20 protein-coding genes and 1 pseudogene are annotated in these 20748 nt (G+C 43.3%); 4 read left to right on the forward strand and 17 right to left on the reverse strand.

The window, feature by feature from the left end:
* From DW039_RS21450 to DW039_RS20885, 15 genes and pseudogenes are all read right to left on the reverse strand, one after another.
* Positions 1-972, reverse strand: coding sequence for an acyltransferase family protein (locus DW039_RS21450; protein ID WP_057281824.1), 972 nt, complete (start codon positions 970-972; stop codon positions 1-3).
* A complete protein-coding gene (locus DW039_RS06140) occupies positions 969-1967 on the reverse strand; it encodes an acyltransferase (RefSeq protein ID WP_035448107.1) in 999 nt (332 codons plus the stop codon). The genes DW039_RS21450 and DW039_RS06140 overlap by 4 nt, the downstream gene beginning before the upstream one ends.
* Positions 1964-3166 (reverse strand): O-antigen ligase, encoded by a 1203-nt coding sequence (locus tag DW039_RS06145; protein ID WP_035448108.1) that lies wholly within the window; start codon positions 3164-3166, stop codon positions 1964-1966. Before DW039_RS06145 ends, DW039_RS06140 begins: the two co-directional genes overlap by 4 nt.
* Positions 3167-3206: 40 nt before the next feature.
* A complete protein-coding gene (locus DW039_RS06150; RefSeq protein WP_120381808.1) occupies positions 3207-4226 on the reverse strand; it encodes a glycosyltransferase family 2 protein in 1020 nt (339 codons plus the stop codon).
* Positions 4227-4229: 3 nt separating this feature from the next.
* Positions 4230-5333 carry a polysaccharide pyruvyl transferase family protein gene (locus DW039_RS06155; protein ID WP_057281826.1) on the reverse strand — a complete coding sequence of 368 codons (1104 nt, stop codon included), beginning with the start codon at positions 5331-5333 and terminating at the stop codon, positions 4230-4232.
* The gene (locus tag DW039_RS06160) at positions 5333-6487 is read right to left on the reverse strand and encodes a Coenzyme F420 hydrogenase/dehydrogenase, beta subunit C-terminal domain (protein WP_120381809.1); all 1155 of its coding nucleotides are present in this window, start codon (positions 6485-6487) and stop codon (positions 5333-5335) included. Before DW039_RS06160 ends, DW039_RS06155 begins: the two co-directional genes overlap by 1 nt.
* A 4-nt stretch (positions 6488-6491) precedes the next feature.
* A complete protein-coding gene (locus tag DW039_RS06165; protein ID WP_035448112.1) occupies positions 6492-7535 on the reverse strand; it encodes a hypothetical protein in 1044 nt (347 codons plus the stop codon).
* Positions 7526-7888, reverse strand: a complete 363-nt coding sequence (locus DW039_RS20805; protein WP_133302534.1) for a hypothetical protein — start codon at positions 7886-7888, stop codon at positions 7526-7528. The genes DW039_RS06165 and DW039_RS20805 overlap by 10 nt, the downstream gene beginning before the upstream one ends.
* A 781-nt stretch (positions 7889-8669) precedes the next feature.
* Positions 8670-9551, reverse strand: coding sequence for a hypothetical protein (locus tag DW039_RS06175; protein WP_051642915.1), 882 nt, complete (start codon positions 9549-9551; stop codon positions 8670-8672).
* A gap of 196 nt (positions 9552-9747) precedes the next feature.
* A complete protein-coding gene (locus DW039_RS06185) occupies positions 9748-11619 on the reverse strand; it encodes a PIG-L family deacetylase (protein WP_120381812.1) in 1872 nt (623 codons plus the stop codon).
* A 3-nt stretch (positions 11620-11622) separates the two neighbouring features.
* Positions 11623-12231 (reverse strand): acyltransferase, encoded by a 609-nt coding sequence (locus tag DW039_RS06190; protein ID WP_035448121.1) that lies wholly within the window; start codon positions 12229-12231, stop codon positions 11623-11625.
* A gap of 74 nt (positions 12232-12305) precedes the next feature.
* Positions 12306-13205, reverse strand: coding sequence for an acyltransferase (locus DW039_RS06195; protein WP_120381813.1), 900 nt, complete (start codon positions 13203-13205; stop codon positions 12306-12308).
* Positions 13205-14752: a lipopolysaccharide biosynthesis protein gene (locus DW039_RS06200; protein WP_117589204.1), complete on the reverse strand. Its 1548-nt coding sequence runs from the start codon at positions 14750-14752 to the stop codon at positions 13205-13207. The genes DW039_RS06195 and DW039_RS06200 overlap by 1 nt, the downstream gene beginning before the upstream one ends.
* 139 nt (positions 14753-14891) lie before the next feature.
* A pseudogene (locus DW039_RS06205) lies at positions 14892-15579 on the reverse strand (AAA family ATPase).
* A 336-nt stretch (positions 15580-15915) separates the two neighbouring features.
* The gene (locus DW039_RS20885; protein WP_165853103.1) at positions 15916-16071 is read right to left on the reverse strand and encodes a hypothetical protein; all 156 of its coding nucleotides are present in this window, start codon (positions 16069-16071) and stop codon (positions 15916-15918) included.
* 140 nt (positions 16072-16211) lie between these two features.
* On the opposite strand from DW039_RS20885, the gene DW039_RS06210 reads away from it, so the two are divergent.
* On the forward strand, positions 16212-18308 hold the full coding sequence (locus DW039_RS06210; RefSeq protein WP_120381814.1) for a BT4734/BF3469 family protein: 2097 nt from the start codon (positions 16212-16214) through the stop codon (positions 18306-18308).
* A gap of 5 nt (positions 18309-18313) precedes the next feature.
* Here DW039_RS06210 and DW039_RS06215 read toward each other — a convergent pair whose 3' ends face one another.
* Positions 18314-18565, reverse strand: coding sequence for a DUF4248 domain-containing protein (locus DW039_RS06215; protein ID WP_005828017.1), 252 nt, complete (start codon positions 18563-18565; stop codon positions 18314-18316).
* A 284-nt stretch (positions 18566-18849) separates the two neighbouring features.
* On the opposite strand from DW039_RS06215, the gene DW039_RS06220 reads away from it, so the two are divergent.
* The 3 genes from DW039_RS06220 to DW039_RS06225 all read left to right on the forward strand — a co-directional run bounded on the left by DW039_RS06220 (position 18850) and on the right by DW039_RS06225 (position 20048).
* Positions 18850-19389 (forward strand): hypothetical protein, encoded by a 540-nt coding sequence (locus tag DW039_RS06220; RefSeq protein WP_005828019.1) that lies wholly within the window; start codon positions 18850-18852, stop codon positions 19387-19389.
* Between the two features lie 91 nt (positions 19390-19480).
* Positions 19481-19594: a smalltalk protein gene (locus DW039_RS20890; RefSeq protein WP_005828021.1), complete on the forward strand. Its 114-nt coding sequence runs from the start codon at positions 19481-19483 to the stop codon at positions 19592-19594.
* 4 nt (positions 19595-19598) lie between these two features.
* Positions 19599-20048, forward strand: coding sequence for an N-acetylmuramoyl-L-alanine amidase (locus tag DW039_RS06225; RefSeq protein WP_005828023.1), 450 nt, complete (start codon positions 19599-19601; stop codon positions 20046-20048).
* Here DW039_RS06225 and DW039_RS06230 read toward each other — a convergent pair.
* Positions 20038-20577, reverse strand: a complete 540-nt coding sequence (locus tag DW039_RS06230; RefSeq protein ID WP_005828025.1) for a UpxY family transcription antiterminator — start codon at positions 20575-20577, stop codon at positions 20038-20040. The two genes, DW039_RS06225 and DW039_RS06230, sit on opposite strands and share 11 nt — an antisense overlap.
* Positions 20578-20748 lie beyond the last annotated feature (171 nt).

Genomic DNA, 20748 nt, shown 5'->3' on the forward strand with positions numbered 1-20748 from the left:
CTATTTTGTGTTAAAGCAGTTTTTTATATCCTTAATGCTACTTGGAAACAGAATTCGTTTTAAGAACATTCTTTTATTGATACATCTAGAAATAAATAGCGATAAACAGACAGATGCAATAAATATAAATACACCGGTAATCAAGTTGTTGGGTAAGAGCGCACATAAGATGTTTATGATGAACATATTTAACAAATATATTCCCAGGGAATTCTCTCCTATTGTTTTTAACCACTTGAAATGAAGGTGTGGCAACAATGCCAATAGAAGCAGAAAGAATGTCGGTACAAGCAAGGTGTTTCCCATAGGTACACGTATATCCATAAACTGTAATATGTTTATTACAACAAACACAACAGCTCCTGCATATTTCATATAGGCAGATAGGCTGTTTAAAGCAGATGCCATCCAGCCGTATGCAAAATATCCTATTGCCAGTCCGATGCCTAAGGGCATTGTATTCTTGAACCAATAAAATTCTTCCCAAGTACATCCCCATGTGACAACAGACAATATTATCATTATCCCATAGAGCCACTTGTGTTTCAACGACAGAAGGTACAAGATAAAGAACGAACAATAGGTGGGCAGAAACCAAGGGAATACAAAATTGTAGTATTTGCTCAAATGTGTCTGTGTACCCAAAAGAATGGCTGATATGTGTCCCCATTCCAGCCCGATTTTATGGAAATAAATGCAACTTGTAAGGTAACAAGCTGACAAAATCCATAAATAAGGCACCCAGTTCCTGACAATGATATCTCTCAGGTGCTCCCAACTCGTGTCAGCTTTCATTTTATAGAAGAATGGCAATATGAAGAATTCGATTACGTGGAATTTGTATAATTGGATTTGTAGTCTCACATATTCTCCATCCATAAGAAAGTGATTATGTCCCAATACTATTAGCAGGATAAGAATCCCCTTTATTATATTGCTCTCATCGCGAGTAAGATATATCGTTTCTTTCATATCCTGTTTCCTATTGCTAAAGAATAAGTTTTTGGGGACAATTTAATCCAGCCTTGTCCTATAAGTATTATTAAGTACGAAATCATAATTGGCAGTAATATGTATGTGATCGTTGCGATGATATCGTTGCCATAGAAGATGTGTGCGATGCCTTGTTTGAATAATTTCATAGGATAGAAATGCATCACATAGATGAGAAATGAGAAAGTCGAAAGATGCAGCATTTTCTGCCGCCACGTTTCCGGTATATGGTTCAGCAGTTGCCAGAACGCTACTATGCCTGTCATATCTGTCAGCTTGTGTATCCATTCGTTGAAAGTCATAAAGCCGGTAAAGCAGGCTGCAAACCAGATGGCTGAGATGGCAAGAGTTGGTGCAAGGCGCATCCTGACAGATAGCATTTCCGGGTGTTTGCCTATCAATCCTCCCAATACAAAAAATACTAAACATTCAGAGGACAAGACTGAGCAATCTATAGGTTTCCATAGATAGAACAATACGGTCACAGTTATCCATATCGGCAACGATGATTTTATGCGGAACAGCCATCCATATATAGGATATAACATCATCACAACCATCAAATCCCTGACATACCACAACGGACCGTACCAATGGCTGTTGAACAGATTCTGAATCACCGAGAATATATCCGTGCCAACGGCTTTTTTGTCAAAAGGCAATAAGCACAAGGCTCCTGTTACATTCCAAATTACGAATGGAATGAACAACGTATGTATTTTTTTGATGATCATTTGTCTATAGCTTTGCGGTTCATAATAGTTCTTTCCTAAAAAGAAAAAACCGGATACCATAAAAAAATAAGGAACTGCTATTTGAGTAAGACGCATGCAAGAGTCTTCCACTATTCCGTTCAATCCTTGTGGACTCCACGAATGGAAGAATGCAAGGTAGTTGAGTGAATGCCTATATACTACCATTAGAGTACAGATAAAACCCGCAATGCTGATTTTTACACTTAAATCTTTATTCATCTTCGTATCAATTGTTCAAGACGTTGCGCTCTTTTAAAATGATAACCGGCAACTATTATGGCAAAGTAAGCAATTGTGATGACGCATGCCTTGCCCGAAAGGAAACCGTAGGAATATCCGTTGACCAAAGCCACCACCATGGCACACATAAGTCCCAAGTAGCCGCGCTTCAAGCTGTTTTTGAAAAATGAAAAAAGCGAGGTCACGAAATGCAGAGCTGCCAGTACGCAACCCGCATACCCTAAGCTGCCGTAGAAACCTATGTAGTTGTTATGAGCATCGGGTGAAAGCACGGTGCCTTTGACCGATACCACGCGTTCGGCACAAGCAAAGCCCCATCCGAACATGGGTTTTTGGGCTGCAAAATACAATATCTGTTCCCACAATCGGTCGCGCCCAGTGGCACTTTCAATAGTTGCTTTTGTTTTACCTGGCATGATGAGCAACAATAAGTCCATAAGTTGGTCTTGGTAGATAAATGCAAAAATGCCAATACATGCCATTAAAGCTCCCCACATGGCATGACCGCTGAACAGCATGGCTGTGCCTATGCCGGCGACACAAGATGCATTGGCACCGCTTGATGTACTCGTAACAAGCAATACGAAACTTATCAGCATGACCGTTCTGAAAAACCTCAGGCGTTTCTTGTCTTTTTTTTCCTTTATCCATTCTGCAAAGCAATAGGCAAAACACATGGCAGAACAAGTACCCGTTTGCAGCAAATGAATGAAGATAGGCCATCCTACATTGTATCTTCCACCGATAGCACTGAAAAAGGCCATTGCCATAATGAGATATACCAAACTCTTTTCCACACCGTCAAATGTTTTTGGCATGCTTAGCAGCCAAAAAGTCAAAGCCATTAGTATAAAATTCTGTATGCTCAAGAATGCGGAGAATGCAGGCATGAACGCCCATGTGGCACTCAACAACGCATAGAAATATAATAGTAGCAATGTGCGTATCGGTGGATTCGATATTCTGAATATTCCCACAACTTTCCTTTGCCAATGAGAATATACAATAAATAACATACTGAAAAGGGATATTATTTGCAAGGCTTGTGCAAAGCCTCCATCTCCTGCTGGCATAAATATGGTCCTATATATCCACAATAGGAAGAAAGCCGTTATCCAACGGAACTTTTTCCCCCAGCTTGTTTTAATGTCTTTGTAGAGTTGCTTTAAACTGTTCATTTACCAATATGATGAATGATTACTTCTTGTATTTTGCTTATTATGTGGTGGAAAAATTATAAAGCACACTTCTTTTGCAGCCGTGTAATTTTATACCTTGAAACAATATTCTATAAACGAAAGTGTATAGTCTGAAGATGGTTCTGCTTCTTATGAATTCAAGGAATTTTTTATCATTGTTTTGCAGTAGTGCTTTTAAATTATTGTCATTCTTCACATATTCATAAATGACGTTATACCAAGTGTTATCCCAACCTATTTCCGGTGTAAAGAAACATTTTATATGCACCATTATTCTGTTACGTTCAATGGTCTGCATGATTTTTGAAGATGCTCCCGTTGCAATTTGCAGCATCATTTTTCCGAAAGATTCATGATACTCATGTGAAAGGACTCGTGTCTGCATCATTGAACTGCTATTAATATAGTATGCGCATACAACATTGTCTATAGCTGCGTATCTTTTAACGCCACGCCAAATGGACTGGTTGGTTATCCAGTCTTCTCCGATGGATATGTTTGTCGCAGACTTGAATATTTCTTCAGAAAATAATGTCTTTCTGTAAATGCCCCCCCATAAATAAGGCAATATGTGATAAGACAACAGAGCAAACAGATAGTTCTCCTCCCCAACGATTTCTTTTCCTGACAAGATTGGTGTTTCAATACTTGATGTACCATTATTCCGCACTCTCAGGTTAGCCCCTTTTACTATATCGTATTTACTTTCTATAGCTTTGGCATATAATGAACTTAAGGCTTTAGGTAAGAGATAATCATCTGGATCCAAAAACACCAAATATTCCCCTTTGGCATGTTCAAATCCGGCCTTTCGTGCCGCATGTGCCCCTCTATTTTCTTGATGTATCACTTTTATCCGTGTGTCCTTTGCCGTAAACGCATCGCACATCTGCGGACAACGGTCAGGGCTGCCGTCGTCAACAAGTATCATTTCCCAATTCGTGAAGTCCTGCGCAAGTACGGAGTCCACGCAACGTTGGAGATATTTTTCCACGTTATAAACGGGAACCAATATGGAAATCTTAGGAGTATTCATCATTTACTATGAATTTAAAGCCTTATTTAAAAACAACAACGACGATTCACGCAAATCACGAAAACGTGTCTCAACCTCTGCCGTATAATCGGTAGCCGACACAATCATATCGTTATCACCTGCTTTGCTCAAACGTTCCACATCTCCCCATAAGGATTCCGCCAATTCACGGTTACGTGCGTCAATTAAACCGTCCGCCATTTGGAATTCCTTTCGGAATAATAAAGAAAACACGCAAAGATGGAACGATCTGCCTATGCAATATTTAGCATATTTCACAAAATTCAGAAATTCCAAAGGCCCTGCATCCAAACGGTAATCGAATGTTCGGGTATCTTTTTGGAAAATCATATAGATGTTACTCGACACGATACGGTAACCATGCTCCACGGCATATTCCCGAGCCGCATTCTTACCAACTTCATGGTCAAACGGATCGTAATAGAATACATACTCGCCTTTGATCAAAGGCGAGTCACCCGCAAGTTTATTCCATTCTTCTACATCAAGCAGCATAGTCGGGTCGAGAACCACGGGCAGATTTGAATCAAAGAAAGCCGCCGTTCCACTGTCTCTCACTGCCACAGCCTGATAGGTTTTCACTTCTCTTCGCACACGCTCGGCAAGATGTGCCGGTATGGTTTTCCGTCCGTTCGGTCCCATGCTGGGAGCATAAGCGATCTTCTTTCCGTTCCGTACAAAATCGAGGTAATAATACCATTCAAACTCAAAGCATCCGGTATTCCAAATCTGGTCGCCTCCGGCTATATAATAGTCGAAAGTGCCACATTCTTCATTGATTTTAGATGGGTCGCAACAATAGGGTGTCAGGCGCATATAGTCGTGCGCAAACGACTTAAATTTGTCCACCTTTCGCTTCATCTGTTTATTGTATGGAAGCCAACAAAGTGATTCTATCCAACGTTTCACCGGATGACGGCTTACCAAAATCGGCAAGCGATAGCCATCTACCTGCTTTTGCGGCTGGTAATTGATGATGCTGCAATCATATCCCATATCGCTTACCACCCGTTGCAAGGCATAAGCCAATAGGGCGGAACCGTAATTGGTCGCGGCATGAAAATCCACTATTCCTACTGTACCTTTCATTATTTTCTGATTATTTTTTTGATGCAATACTTCATTTTACTTTTCAGAATTCTGTCCATCCATGTGATGCGAAAGGCTGCTTCAAAAGAGCAATACCGGGCTAAGAACCTGAAGCAACGGGTTCGTCCCGTACGGCGAGTGGGCGCGTTGAGTTGCGCATTGCCCGCGATGGCATCTTCTACTGGTTGCCGATGGCTATGCACGTCTGCTTGCATCAACGCATAAAATGCCGTTCCTTTGTCCGTATTCACCAAAACGACCGAAATGCCGTTATCGGCCTCACGATGTACTTTTTCATCTTTCAATCCCCAAAAGTCGCCGATAGATATATCCGATATGCGCTGCCGATAGGCATAGCGGCATTGATAGCAACTGTTACGATAAGAATTTCCAAAAAAGAAAGCTGGATAATAGGAATTGGAATAATCTATTCCTCGTTCAAAGATGAAAGGCTTGCCATCTTTTTTAAAGCCTCGACATTCTAAACAAAAATCTCCTTTTGCATGATTACGAAAAGACAAATAAGTTACCTTGGTAGGCTCTATATCACGTATGGCATGACGCAGAGATGCGTGCAAACTTTGCTGTGAGGGAACGCCATGGCATATCAAATCAACAGTCAACAAGTTGTCATATTCTTGCCTTAAATAATTTTTTACGCCGGCTACTTGGCAGGGAGTCCCGATAAAGAGCACTGTCAGACCTTCAAGAACATCTTTCTTTAACGCTTGATAAAGGTCTCCCATCTCGCTTTGCACATATTTGGAGCCTTTCAGTTTCTCCACGTCCTCCATAGTGGCACAGCGCATATGTTTCACCTGAAGTCCATGGGCTGCGCATCCATATACAACACCACCTTTACTGATGACGGATTTACTTATGGCGGTGGCCATCCCTCCACTGGTAGCAGACACATAATCCACCTCATTTTTCGTCCATGCGGCATAGCAATCCATAGGCAGATGCATCGGCGACGGATTCAACGATGGACATATCTTGTCACAAAGTCCGCAATCGACACACTTGTCTTCGTCAATTGTAGGTAAAATCTCACCCAAGAATCCTTCGGTCACACCAATGGCATGTTTGGGACAAACATTCAAACATGCCAAACAGCCTGTACATTCTGGGGCAGCACACAAATGTTTCTTCATCTTTTCAGCATTCTTTCACTTCAAAAGGTTTATTGTGTACCATGGCGGCAGTTTGCGCGAAAGCGCTTTTATACATCTTGCCGCTTTTACACAGATACACGGCTTCCGCATCCGCGATAAGCAGAAAGTCGAGGAATGTCTTCATATTGACGTCATCATCATTATCGTAATCAATATGCCCCACCTTACCGGGAATCACATATACATGAGACAAAGCGGCAGCTTGCGCTAAAAAAGTGGAACTGTCCGCCGTTACCAAGATTCTGTCATGCGAAGGTGCGGTTTTCGCTATTTGTGAAATGGCATGCAGGCATTTTTCAATCAGTGGCTGACGCTCGGCTACCGGAAGTGCCGCTCCCGTACAATCAGTAAAATCTCCCAATAAAGTGGTAAAACGAAATGAGATGGAAATATATTTCCCTCCTATCTGTTCCTTGTGGTAATCTATCAAATTCTGTAAACGAGGAGCTGGTTTGAACAACTTGCCGAATAGTTCTGCAAATCGGCTGTTGCCATATCGCATATTGGTATATACGTGCAACTGGGCATTTGTTTGTACTAAATGCTCATCCAGCCACTCGCCAAGCAGTTCCGGTAATCTTGGCTGTACCGTAGGTACTGCCAAGACAGGAGCTATGAGGCATTGTTTGACAGCTACCTCACAAGGATTATACGAAATATCCTCATCGGCAATCTGCCAATCGTATTCGTTGGGTATCAGGTAGTTATGTAACCGGAACGGATGGCAGAAATTTATCTTGAATGGTTTGGAGTGGTCGCTACACCAGGCGTAAAGCGACACAATGCCTTTTAACCTGTCAGCCAGTCCGCCATGCCAAGTGTATCCGTTGGCCATATAAATGACAGTAGACCGCTTGTTTCCGCAGATTTTGTCCGTTGATTGGTAATGAATTTTCGTCAGTTTGCGCTCACCGCTACGTTGCCGTTTCAAGAAAAACTTCCATGCTCCGATAATTTCTATCTGGAGGTCATACCACTTCATTTTTACCGGATGAAGAAATCTGCTTTTGATATATGTTAATCCCATAATGTTCTGTATTCTTTTACATCTTCTTCCGTGACACAGCCGAGTTTAAAGATATAAGTGTCTTTAAACTTGTTGGGCATACACAACACGGCGTTTGTGCCGCTCACAACTCCGGCGACAAGACAGTCACATTGTGAAACAATATACATGGAGCGATAATATTGCTTTGTGATTTCAAGGATGTCACGTTTCTCTTCTCTATTTATTTGCATCAACAGCTTGCCATGGTTGTCCCCGTATTTTTCCTGGGTATTGGGTATCAGTTTCTCGCCAAACTCTTTTTCGAACATCCGGTATATGCGTTCGTCTTCCGTAGCGCAATAAACCATGTTGCAGTTATGTTTCTTCATCATGCATCTTACTTGCTCGATTGCCATTTGTGGAGTGGGTTGTTTCTCAATTCCAATCAAAGGTGTGTCAAAATAGTCCGTTCCACGGCATATACATGCAACAATGTGGTTGTTTCCGTTAAAAGCATCAGGCATCCCTTTCAAAAAATACTCCTTTAATGTTTTTTGGGGCCGGATATATTCCGTTGTAACGGATTTTAGTTTTTCTTTTGTGGCTTTGTCGGCAGATGAAACGTCCCATATCGTATATTTGCGATTAGGGAAAGGACTGTCTATGCTGAATTTTGCATGTTTTGAGCCGTACACGTCATTTAGCGTATACCCGCAGGGTTGCTCAAAAAAGTATTCCCATGGGTTTGTGCCATCGTTGCGCAAGTATGGATTCGGGAAATCCCTCCAATTGACAACTGGTGTCAGGCCATTGTCAAGTGCATATATTATATGTGCTCTTGTTTTGTTTGCCATACTGAAGAAGCCTTCGTTTTTCATCGTAATACCGATTACATAGAAATACAGGTTCTTGTTTTTACCCCCCCCCTATATTGTATAATTGTCTGTATTTTAATGATTTAGCGGTGTATTTTATTCGGAAAGCCAATCGCCATACACGACCACCTGGTCCAAAAAGTCTAAGTTTCATGAATTCCTTGAATTTTAAATGTCCTTTTATAATTTAATCCGAAATGCTACAAAGGTATGATGTGAACCTACCATTCTACAATCTGTAGTATACACCCGATCTTCTTCGGCAAGTTAAGTGAGCGTAGGTTGTAGTGTACTGGTGTCATATACCTAAACCAGAAGGTTCGCGTCTCAATATTCCGGCTTTTATCAAGAGTTTCTTGATCCTGCGGTAGATACCATAATGTCCTAAGCATAATTGCCATAGGCGATAGCGTTGGAAATATGTCTTCTTGTATTCTGCTGCATCGGCTCGCCGGAACGATAGCACCACTACGGGATAATCGCTCCGCCGCTCGTCTTTCCCCAAGGGTTGCCAGAAATAGCTGCGCAGACCGTAGTCCGACGGGTCGCGATAGGGGCGTATGCCGTGTTTGCGAACAACGATGTCAAGTAACGACTGATCGTCACGATGCACTTTAAAAATCGGGTCATTAGGTATTGTCTCATCAAAACGTTCACATGCAATGTACTTTTCCACTATACATAAGTTAAGCCATTCTTGAATCAAGGCGACGGTTTTGGTATTCTTTTTCATAAAGATGAATCCACTTAACACCTGCGGCAAATCGGGATTCTCCACATAAAGCCACCTAATGACTTCCGCTTTTGTGTACTCTCGTGTGGTAGCCCAAAGCAGTTGGAACACCATAAAGTCTTCACCATCTGTTATTGCATGGTCTGTCAACTTATGTACATCGTCTATAATCTCTGCACCGCAGTCACAATAAAACAGCCAATCACCGTCTTTGATATTGTCAAGTGCCTTTAAAATGATATAAGGCTTCCAAGAATGCATGCCTGCTCCGAATTTGTATTTAAACAAATCAGGATGAGCTTCAATGAATTCGGGGATGCTTGCTGAACCATATTCAAACACTTCATCCACTTTTCCAAATTTTTTGAGTGAATCGGTATTTACTTTGCGACGGAATTCGTATGCTGGATCAGCGTAGTTTACTGCGTATAATTTGTAGCTATTCATTCGTTGATTTTTTTACTTTTTGTAAACAGAAAAGTTCCTTCTTTGATACTATATGATAGTAGTGTGATAATAAACACAATGATTGCTCCACAATAGTCATAAATTGGGTTTATGAATGTATTGTCTTTTATCAATCGTGTGATGAAAAATATTACTGACACGTGCATAATGTAGATTAATAGAGTGTAATCTTGACCTATTTTTGAATAAAACATAGGTGACTCTTTATCATCGACAAGATGGAGAGAGAAGTTGCTTTTCTGTGTGTATCTCCGATGAAAATACCGTAATATATAGCTTCCGTTTTTTGTCCAATAGCACAGCGGAGGCGTTTCATTTTGTTGGGATTGGAAAGTATGACGGTGTCTGAATACAGTGAGTTTACGGATGTTACTATCAAGCGAGTCTGTTCACCTTTAGGACAGTAAACTTTTATTTCAGCCCCTATAATAAAAGCTTTGCATTTGGGATTGTCCACACTAATGGAATAATCTGCTGCGGAAAGAGGCAAGGCATCACCCTTGGCATAAAGTAAGAAAGATTCCTCTCCCGATGTATTTATCCAATAATCGTAAACGAAATCTTCCGATGTATTCATCAATTTAATCAGGCTGAATGGTTGCTCTTCTTTACATTCAAATGCTTCCACTTCTGTGAGGCCGGCATTTGCGCCCCTGCTGTTTATAATGCGTATGGTGAAAAAATCCACATCTTCTTTTCTTACATGTATGCGTGTTGGATAACCGTCTGTCCTTAAAGAATATTGGGTAGGTTTCTCATTGTTAAATGAGATAGATACTTTCTCCACCACATTGCTGTTCCAAGTATTCTGATAAAGCAGAAGATATTCAATACGTGATGGATTTGCCAAGGTAAAAGTAACTTTCTTTTCTTTATCCGTTTCTTCCGGTATCCATGCTCCCTCGGTGGGGAAGCTGTCACGATTCAACATAAAGGTCTCACTTTTATCATAGAGTAAGAAGTCGTTCAATTTGCTTCCCTTGCCGGATGAAACCTGAATGGTAGCCTGTAGTAGTAAAGAGTCTGAACGGCGTTGCCATGCCACTTTATCGGCATTGAAATTGATAGCTCGCATTGCAGCTCTCTGTGACTTGAAGGTTTTATATTGCCGGAAAATATCTGAACGGAGTAGACTTCTGTTCAATAGGTGTGCTGCTATGGGCAGACGCAACCGTTCTTCCCACGGATAGGTTTCCACCGTAGCTTTCTTGTAAAGTGTAGAACGGATATTATTTTTGTAATAATCTGGATAAGATTCCCATGTAGTTCGGTAAGCATAGCTCTTCATCACCATAGGACGATACTTTGACTTTGATTTTAGCACTTTTCCCAAAGCCTCATCAATGGCAATAGTTACAAGATGATGTTCTTCATGGTAATCGTAATCACTACCAAAAATAATATCTGGTTTTTGCAGCAATATAATCTCTTTTAGGTCGTTCACCATATTTTCTCTTGTTAAGGCTTGACCTTCTTTATATGCAGGAACATTCTGTGTACCTTTAGTTACGGTAGGTATGTTCGCCTTTTTACTATGTATAAATCCATATCCAAGGAATGTGACATTAGAGTCCGGAATGCCAATGTGTTTGCACAAATTTAATGCTTCAGTATATCTAAAACCTTGTATTGTTCCGTTTGTTATGGCATATACGATGTGTACAGTGCTACCATATTTGATAAACTCTTCAAAAATACCGCCCAGCGCATTGATTTCATCGTCTTGATGGGGTACTATCAGCAATACTTTTTTGTTGCCATAACATGCTGTTTTCCCATTATCAACATCTTCAAAATCGTGTGAGGTTTTTGCGAATGGAAGCCACAGAAGATACATTACCCAAGGAATAAGGAACAGTGTGGCAGCTAATGTAAAAAGTAATATGTTGGGAGTATCCGAACAAAATGCTAATAGTATGAATTGTGATAGCAATGATATACCATATAGGCTTAATTTGAAATGTATGCCCTTTAACACCATGGCAAAATCAATGATGATGATGGTTTCTATGCTTAGTATCAAAGAAAGTATCAGATGTAGTATCATTTTTTATATATTAGTATGTCCTAAATGCCAGTCTGTTCCGGTCCTTACCACCTTTGCCGGACTACCTGCCGCGATGCAATGAGGTGGGAGGTCTTTTGTTACGATGCTTCCTAAGCCTACGGTTGTATGTTCTCCTATTGTTACGCCTTTCATCACGTTTACCCCTTTGCCGAGCCATACATGCTTGCCTATGACGACCGGTTTCGAGGGGTTTAATGGATTGCCTTGCAGGTCTGTGATAAGGTGGGTATCTGATGCCCAAATCTCAACCTTCTCTGCAAACATACACTCTTCACCGATTTCCACACGGTTGCCCTGTCCCATTAGTACTATACTTGTGCTCTCGTCTATCAGAGAGCCTCTTCCGACTGTAATTTTGCATCCATTTCCCTTCATAAATACATTAATCATAGCTTTACAACCATCATACACTACCTCATTGTCATTTCCTATAATCTTTATCCCTCCGAAGAACATCTTTGCCCCGTTGCGCACGATGATGCGGTTGTTTTTACCCGTAATATTAATAGATGTGTGAGTGACGGTACTGTTTTCAACTTTGATGCAGTTGTTGTCTTGCGGATCTCCTATATTGTAGGCTATCCATTTCATATTGGCTTTTTTTAGAGAAAACTGCCGGTTGAATCTACATGTAATAGTGTCTGTGAGATAATGAAAATATTTTCTTACCATAAATCTTGTAGTTGTGAATTAAGTTTCCAAAGCAATAGGGACAGGCCTATAGTCATCATTATGTCGATGGAAATTTTGTCAAACACATTCATTTCGGGAGAGAAAATCAGCTCGGCTATTACCGCTGCTATAGTATTGCCAACATATATATCCAAAGTGTGTGTACCAATCCAATTGAATAGTTTGTTCTTTAAGACTCCCCATTTATCAATGAGTATATTTGCTATTTGGATGGCGAGGAGCACAGCACATGCGGAAAATAGGTAGTGATGTCCCTGAAAAAAGAAAGCAACACTTAATAGAAACAAAGGAATGGTGACCTTATAAGGCAAATCCTCTTTGTTACTGAGGGCACACTGCATACCCAGCAGATAAAGAGGGAAACGGGCGACCGCATTATCATACTGCCATCTTCCGGTTCCTAAAAATTCCTCTTCCAAGACAACAACCAAACTGATGAGTATCACTAACCCCCAACTACCTTTTTCCAAAAGCATTTTTAGTAACGGGCTGACAGCATAGAATAGGAGCAAGGTGGAAAGATACCATTCGGGCAGCAAGTCAGGGTTGTAATAGAATGAAAGTGATGTGATATTGAGCAGGAATATATCTAAACCAAGATTTCCCACTCCTAATATTAAATTTATTATACATACAGAGCTTATCATGACAATCCACAATGGAAGGATTCGCCGGAGCCTATGTATATAGAATTGTTTTATGGAATTGTGGGCAAGCGACTTGGCAATGCCATATCCGCTCAGCAACATGAAGACATCTGTTCCAGCATATCCTACATTCAACCGACCGATGTGTATGCCACGTAGGCACAGATGATAGCAAATGACGCCCAGGATAGAGAGGCACATTAATGTAGTTCTGTTTCTGAACATTAGTTTTGTTTTATGGCGTAAATTTTCTTTCTGATAAAAGCGCTTGTTTTCTCTCTCTCACCTTTCGTTAAGGCAAAAAACCATGAAGTAATCGCTATTGTTAGGGTGGATACGATACTTGTCCCGAACAAACGAATCCAACCTTGTTCCATACCGGATAGGAATGCAAAGCATACAAGAGTTGAGATACAGGTTACAATCAAGACTCCTCTTAACGTATGTTTGAAAAAATATCCGAATGTTATTCCGATAAAGGGTTTGTTTACTGTAATGCGTGGAATGAAAATCAACAGATAAATGACATTTGTAACTGCTACAGTCAAAATGGAATTGCCTGTTATCTCAAGTACTATGTAGGAAACAATGAGAATTAGCAGTTGGGCCACACTGATGATAATCTGGAATTTGCGGATTTTTCCGGAAGCTCTGTTTAACGTCTCATTTGAGTTTAGTAGTGTTTCAACTAAGGTGTTGAGAAATGTCAACTGGACAAAAATACCAGCGTAAGTAGGCACTTCTGTCAGCCATTTGGAAAGAAAAAAATCAACTTCGAACATGCATGGAAGTGCGATGAAGAGAAATAGCAGGTATGAGAATTTTGCTCCTCTGCAAACCAGTTTTGTTGTATATGCTATATCTCCGGTTGCATACGATTTTGTTATCTGTGGATTTAATGCTGTAGTGAAATTTCGAGAGAAAGCACCTACTGTCCCATTGATTTGAGAAGCTATACCACGGGCTGCATTGATTGCCGTACCAAAGTGCATGTTAAGCATGATGCCTACTCCTTGACTGCTTAGCATGGAAGTGCAGGTTGTCAGAAAGTTCCATCCTGCAAAACCGAACATGTCTTTGAACAAGACTTTGTCAATATGTGTAGAGTATTGGCATTCGGGGAAATTCTTCTTACAATATATCCAGTACATCAATTGAATGGAGACAGATACAGCAAGTACAAGAATCCCATAGAACACCAGTTTGTCAATGGGGCTGGCAGCAAGCGATAGGGCTATGCCAAACGTCAAAAAGACCTTGGCTATGGTAACGAAAGCAAATGCTCCCATTTTCTCGTGCGAGATAACCGAAGCACTATAAGGCACGCTAATCATCTCAAGAACAAAAGAGAGAAGGGAGAACTGATAAATCCAATTTGCAACAGTCATACGGTCTGGTTCGATATTCAGCTTTGTATTGACAAACCATAAGCCTATGGTCTCGCTCAACAGCACTACTAACAGAGCAAGAAGGAGAAGAATATTTAGGGATGTGGAGAATGTTTGCTGCAACTTTTTCGGATCATTCCTGCCTAATTCAAATGTAAGGAAACGGCTCACTGCCTGTGTCATGGTGGCTGTCACCATATAAAACATGGACACAAAGCCTCCTATAACATTATAGACACCATAATCTGATACTCCCAAATTGGCGAGTATCAAACGGGTAGAATAGAAACTGATGCCTACAGTGAACAGCATGCGGGCATATAGAATCAATGTGTTTTTGGCTAATCGTTTGTTATTTTGTGATTGAATCGACATGTTTTGCATATACTTTGAACTTTTGCAAATAGCGCAAAGCATAATGTTACATTATGACTTTTTTGTTTGCAACATTTATATAATGATATTCACAAAAATGGTGATTATATTTTGGAATATGCAAACATTATTGTTTTTGTGTAAATATTTAGTTGTTTTTGACGATCCACCTCTCTATGTTCCTCATCTTATTGCTGAAATTGATTCCAATCTTGAACAACTTCCGTGAATCCGTCTCGAAGGGGTGGGCGTAATGCTTTTCTTCTATCTGGGCGATGGCCTCTTTGGCAGTGCCTTCCAGTTTGAACTCCATCACGTAGATGTAGTCCGTAGTTTTTACCACGAGGTCAATCCGTCCTTCGGACGTATGATATTCTGCCTGGGTATAGAAACCTACCAGTTTGAAGACAATGAAGAGCACGTTCTGGTAGTGCCGTTCCAGCTCGCTCGCTCGTTTGCTTGTAAGCGCGTTCAAGGATGCCTTTGAAGCGTAGCGCCAAGGTGGTTTCCGCTATCCCCGTGCCGTAGATTGCTTCCCATTGCGAGAGGGCATTGTCCAAAATCTTGTCCAGACTGTCCGGCGTGTCATATTTTCCAATGTTCAGGTCCAGGTGCAGCACGGGGCGTTTCACCCAGTTTTTCTCCAGCTTTTCCATTGCCAGTCCTTCGAAAAGCTCCCGCTTGCCTTGGAAGTAGGCTTCCAGGGTAGATATGAGCAGGCTCTTGCCGAAGCGGCGCGGGCGGCTCAGGAAGTAGTAACTGCCACTGTTCACTAACTTGTGAATAAGGGCCGTCTTGTCTATGTAGACATAGCCGTCGTTGCGTATTTTCCTAATTTCCGTACCGTTGTTTCAAAGTCAAGTTGACACCTGTGTCACCCCTTAAACATAAATACATGTTACGCGCGCGAGGCAAATTATCAATATGCACAAACTTGTATTGTTTGTGTGTGATAAATATCAGCCTATAGAAAGTATTGGAAAAAGGGTGCCACAAGTGTCATCGCTTCGGGTGAAGTTAAGGTTTCAAGACTCCCGTATGGATTCTGTAATGCCTCAAATCACTTTCCAGGCAATCGGCTACTTCTTGCTCGAACCTTTCCCTTTCCGAATTTGTTTTCTGAAAAGACCTCCAGAAATGCGTTATGGCATGTATCTGGTTGATGTTGTTACTCAGCCCTTTTTTAAAAGGTTGTAAGTTTTGGTACTCATCATCGTCTCTTGGGCGATGGTTGCGTTGGTCAGACGTCTGCCGTTAACCAACTGCTCACTCTGGAGTTTGCAGAGAAAGGCTCCGAATGCCGGTGTCACCGGCTCTTTCTTTGTCATGTTGACTCTTTTAATTGTTAAACAATAATAAAAACAAGCGAAATCATTTCCATGTAGTGGAAACGACCGGATTTGTGTATCTGGGCACTTATGCGTTCCTTCGCGTCGTAATTTTAAACATAAACAAAAATCAGTAAATTATGGAACACCGCAATATCAGCCTTTTCAGAGGCTATTCGGACACAGAATCAGTAGAAACTTCTCTTGAAGAAATAGTCAACATCATTAAATGCGACGCTGCCCTGCGAGACCGCACCGAGAAACATCGCTACTACTTGCAGCAAGACCTGCGTAGGGATGCCGACCGCGAGAAGTCCGGCTGTCCCTGCTTCGCTGTTGCCGTCTGCTTTGAAGGTGGGAAGACCCGCGAACATATCTGTGCCTGGACCGGCTATACCTTGGTCGACCTGGACCATATCGCTCCCGAGCGGATGGCTGCCACACTGACATTGATTTGTGCCGACAAGTATACATTGATGGCCTACACCACCATCAGCGGTCATGGCATCCGTATCATCTGCCGCATCGATGACCTGAACGGAGCGGAAAAGGGAAAAGCCTTCCGGCAATACGCCAAGTATTTCAATCAAGTCAACGACTACTATTCCTGCCTGGTGGGCTTCGAAAGTGACGGGCAGTGCAAGAATGCTACCCGTATCAGCGGACTGGCTTCCGATCCTCATGTATATTACAATCCAAGTGCCGCAGCCTTTGTTCTCCAAAATAGTCCGATTGCTCCCCAACCGCAGGATAGCGCTTCCGAAGTTGTGCCGGCAAAGCGTAACAAACGTTTGGAGAAGGCAGTGAAAGCTGCCGAACGCCTGCTGGAAGAGGAGGGAGTGAGTTATTGTGAACATCATCATAATGAGTACGTGATGCGCATGGGTTATCTGCTCAACCAGTACGGAGTGGCCCGGAAGACAGCCGCTGCTTGGGCAGCGGAGCACTTTCCTGACTATGACGGGGATGTGGCAGCTGTCATCGGCTCCTGCTACGCGAATACCGGGGAGCATGGCACCCGTTCCCTTGTCCGCAGGGGAGAGGACGATGAAAAGTTTGCCACGGTGGCAGATATCGAGCAGTTCCTTTCCGAACAGGCGAAGTTCCGCAAAAATACGGTGAGCGGCAAGTTCGAAGTCCTGATGGCCGACTGCGGAGAGGAGTATGCGGAGCTGACCGACCGCTACGTCAACACGTTGTGGAGCCGCATGAACAAGGCAGGGATGCTTGCCCGCATTGCTGACATACGTTCCGTGCTCGATTCGGAGTACACGCCGCTTTTCAATCCCTTTGTAGCCTATCTGGAGGGGCTGCCTACTTGGGACGGTACTACTGACCCTATTGCCCGTCTGGCTGCCGGCGTACATGTGAAGGACGACCAGAAGCTTTTCGGCATCTACTTCAAGAAGTGGCTGGTGGCCACCATTGCTTCGCTGCTCGATACCAAGGTGGTGAATCATGAGATTCTGGTCTTCATCGGTAAGCAGGGCATCTACAAGACTACCTGGATGCAGCGTCTGCTTCCTGTCGAACTTCAGCGTTATTTTTACGTGAAAAGCAACAGCCGGCGCGTCAGCAAGGACGACCTTTTTACGCTGACCGAGTTTGCACTGGTATGCCTTGAAGAGCTGGAGGAGATGACCTCTGCCCAGGTCAGCCAGTTGAAGGCCATCACCGGCATGACAGACGTGAACGAGCGTGCCGCCTACGGACACTTCAAGGAGAGCCGTCCGCATATTGCCAGTTTCTGTGGCACGAGCAACAACGTCACCTTCCTCAACGACCTCAGTGGCAACCGCCGTTGGCTTCCCTTCGAGGTGGATTCCATAGACAGTCCTTTCGATTATCCCATAGATTATGCCGGAGTGTATGCGCAAGGCTATGCCCTCTGGAAGAGCGGCTTCCACTACTGGTTTGAGCAGGAGGAGATTGATGCCGTGAATCTTCATAACCGTTATTTTGAGGTGCCCTGCCTGGAGCGTGAGCTCGTTCAGGTGTACTATCGCCGCCCCATACCGGGCGAGGAGTGTATGTTCTTGACCAATGCCCAGATACTGGGACATATCAACATAGGTATCCGGCAACCCTTGAGTCCCACGCGCCTCGGTCTGGTGATGAAGCAGGAGGGCTATGAGGCTGTCCGTTCCGGTGGCCGCCGTGGTTATCGGGTGGTCGAGCTGAAAGGGGATGAAATCTACCGCAACCAATGCGCCATGGCGCGCTATGTGGGGGATTGATTCTTTCATGGTTTTCCTAAATACCTGAATATAAGTTCCACCTGTAGGGAGGTGAATATTTTCTGGGAGCCTTTGTAGCCGGTATGCCGCAGGGCTTCGTCCAGTTCCAAATTCAGCTTCATCCATTTGGACAAGCGGTTGAGTGCGGATGCCGGTGAAATGGTGGGGGCGTATGCCTCTGCCAGTTCACGTTTGTAATAGGGGCGGACGGGCCACTCTTTGCCGGGGATATTTTCGTAGTCTTCAACGTACTTCATAAACAATGCTTTAACTGGTTATTACACTGTAAATGTACGGAATTTTTTCTGTATACCCATTGCCGGAACCCGGTATAATCTTACCTAATCTCACATTTTCCCACATCCCTTCATATCACTTCACCGCATCTCTTATTCTGCCCGGAGGTACGTCGTATCTTTGTTCTGTCAGACGATGAGGGGTGAAGATTAGTAATCGTGACGCGCGAAGATTAGTAATCGTAAGCCCCTGGGATTAGTATCGTCTCCCTATCTTTTAATTTTTAACTTATAATTTTTAATTTATGATTAACTACAGTATCGTGATGCGTGGCAATCCTACCGATAAGACGGTTGCCAAAAAAGCGTACGCAAGTGCGCAGTATTCGGAAGTGATGGACATCAACCGCTTTGCCGAGCATATAGCCAGTCATGGCTGCGTGTACAAGCGTTCGGATATCGTTGCCATCCTCACCATGTCCGTGGATTGCATGCGGGAGCAGTTGCTGGCCGGACAAAAAATCCAGTTGGGCGACCTGGGGAGTTTCTACATCAGCATCAACAGTATCGGCGCGGCTTCTGCCAAGGAGTTCAATCCTGCCATCCATATCCGTAGGCTGAATGTGAACTGGACCTGCGGCCAGCGTTTTGGAGAGCTGCTGGAGGAGGCGGAATTCAATCTGGTGGCAACCCGAAGTGCAGCCCGTGCCGTGGTGAAAGCCCTGAAGGCCGGAAAGACTACCGTGGACCTGACCGGAGCCACTGGCGGGGGTGAAGATGCCGGTGGAGGCAGCAACCCGGGAGGCGGTTCGGACGGAGACCAGGGGGAAAATCCGTTAGGATGAAACGAAAAGACAAAAGAGAGAAAATAAATATGTTCTTCTGTCTAAAAAATGCAGCTAACCATAGTGTTTAATTCCTTAATTGCAAATTGTTATGAGTGAGAAAACAAAATCAAAATCTGTATGGGGCATTGTCCTTAAAGTGATTATTACCGTGGCCACTACATTGGCCGGAGTGTTTGGCTTGACTTCCTGCATCAACCGTTAGCCGGATGAAAGCAGGCAGTTTCTATCAGAACTATCGGGAGGTAACCCTCCTGGTAGTTCATTGCAGCGCTACGCGCTGTGACCGTCACTTCTCGGTGGAGGCGCTTCGCCGCAGTCATCTGGCACGGGGCTTTGCCGATATCGGTTATCATTTCTACATCACCCGTGACGGCGAGGTGCATATTTGTCGCCCGGTTCATCAGATTGGAGCCCATGCCACCGGCTGGAACGACAAGAGTATCGGCATCTGCTATGAGGGTGGGCTCGACGAGAATGGTGTCCCTGCCGATACACGTACCTATGCGCAGAAATGCTCTTTGCTTGACTTGCTTCGGCAGCTGAAGACCGACTATCCCAATGCCCGTATTTCAGGGCATCGGCAACTCAGTTCCTCTATCCATAAGGCTTGTCCTTGTTTTGACGCCAAAAGCGAATACGAGACAATTAAAAATTAATTCTCTCCACGTATCCTATCGGCATGTCCACATGTGCGCAGCCCAGCATATCCAGCCGGACTGCCACTTTGCTTTTTCCTCCTATCATGACCAGTTCTCCCTCCAATCCGGCAAGGGGGCCTTTTATTACTTTCACGGCATCACCTGCTGCCAGAGGTGTACTGCAAATCTCTACAGCCTCCGGGCTATAATCCAGCATAAAGCGGAAACGTTCCATCTGTTCCTCGGGAATGACGGCGGGACGGCTTTCACCGCGCAATACCATGTACCGACTGATAGCTTGTAAGGTAAGCGGCAGGGGGCGTTCCTGCGGAGTGACATGCACGAAAATCATCATCGGGATGACCAGGCGGTCCACTTTCTTGCGCCGGTCGCTCCATTGGCGTATTTCGCTTTGTATGGGTAAGTAATATTCCACTCCCATAGCTTTCAGCCGTTCGGCAGTCTTCTTTTCCAGACAAGACTGCACGTATGCCACCAGCCATTGGCGACGAGGAATAATATGAGGGGTGATATCAGTATGGTTCATGTAAAATCCTTTAAAGGTGTATTTCTATGGTTCATAAATAGTTGAGGTTCGGGCGCGCTACGCGGTCGCCTGTCACATTGGAGGGGCGGGGTTAATTAAAAATTAGAAATTAGAAATTAGAAATTAAAAATTAGACACTCGATTATTTACTCTCAACTCTTAATAGCTAGT

This window comes from Bacteroides sp. AF39-16AC (genome assembly GCF_003602735.1).
In the GTDB taxonomy this organism is placed as follows: domain Bacteria; phylum Bacteroidota; class Bacteroidia; order Bacteroidales; family Bacteroidaceae; genus Bacteroides; species Bacteroides uniformis.

Coding starts and splice junctions, on each gene's coding strand:
- DW039_RS06225 (WP_005828023.1), top strand. CDS start 19,599: ATGAAAGCAGGCAGTTTCTATCAGAACTATCGGGAGGTAACCCTCCTG.
- DW039_RS06215 (WP_005828017.1), bottom strand. CDS start 18,565: ATGAAGTACGTTGAAGACTACGAAAATATCCCCGGCAAAGAGTGGCCC.
- DW039_RS06190 (WP_035448121.1), bottom strand. CDS start 12,231: ATGAAATGGATAGCCTACAATATAGGAGATCCGCAAGACAACAACTGC.
- DW039_RS06185 (WP_120381812.1), bottom strand. CDS start 11,619: ATGATACTACATCTGATACTTTCTTTGATACTAAGCATAGAAACCATC.
- DW039_RS06210 (WP_120381814.1), top strand. CDS start 16,212: ATGGAACACCGCAATATCAGCCTTTTCAGAGGCTATTCGGACACAGAA.
- DW039_RS06155 (WP_057281826.1), bottom strand. CDS start 5,333: ATGAAAGGTACAGTAGGAATAGTGGATTTTCATGCCGCGACCAATTAC.
- DW039_RS20890 (WP_005828021.1), top strand. CDS start 19,481: ATGAGTGAGAAAACAAAATCAAAATCTGTATGGGGCATTGTCCTTAAA.
- DW039_RS21450 (WP_057281824.1), bottom strand. CDS start 972: ATGAAAGAAACGATATATCTTACTCGCGATGAGAGCAATATAATAAAG.
- DW039_RS06220 (WP_005828019.1), top strand. CDS start 18,850: ATGATTAACTACAGTATCGTGATGCGTGGCAATCCTACCGATAAGACG.
- DW039_RS20885 (WP_165853103.1), bottom strand. CDS start 16,071: ATGACAAAGAAAGAGCCGGTGACACCGGCATTCGGAGCCTTTCTCTGC.
- DW039_RS06175 (WP_051642915.1), bottom strand. CDS start 9,551: ATGAATAGCTACAAATTATACGCAGTAAACTACGCTGATCCAGCATAC.
- DW039_RS06150 (WP_120381808.1), bottom strand. CDS start 4,226: ATGATGAATACTCCTAAGATTTCCATATTGGTTCCCGTTTATAACGTG.
- DW039_RS06145 (WP_035448108.1), bottom strand. CDS start 3,166: ATGAACAGTTTAAAGCAACTCTACAAAGACATTAAAACAAGCTGGGGG.
- DW039_RS06200 (WP_117589204.1), bottom strand. CDS start 14,752: ATGCAAAACATGTCGATTCAATCACAAAATAACAAACGATTAGCCAAA.
- DW039_RS06230 (WP_005828025.1), bottom strand. CDS start 20,577: ATGAACCATACTGATATCACCCCTCATATTATTCCTCGTCGCCAATGG.
- DW039_RS20805 (WP_133302534.1), bottom strand. CDS start 7,888: ATGATGAAGAAACATAACTGCAACATGGTTTATTGCGCTACGGAAGAC.
- DW039_RS06195 (WP_120381813.1), bottom strand. CDS start 13,205: ATGTTCAGAAACAGAACTACATTAATGTGCCTCTCTATCCTGGGCGTC.
- DW039_RS06140 (WP_035448107.1), bottom strand. CDS start 1,967: ATGAATAAAGATTTAAGTGTAAAAATCAGCATTGCGGGTTTTATCTGT.
- DW039_RS06165 (WP_035448112.1), bottom strand. CDS start 7,535: ATGGGATTAACATATATCAAAAGCAGATTTCTTCATCCGGTAAAAATG.
- DW039_RS06160 (WP_120381809.1), bottom strand. CDS start 6,487: ATGAAGAAACATTTGTGTGCTGCCCCAGAATGTACAGGCTGTTTGGCA.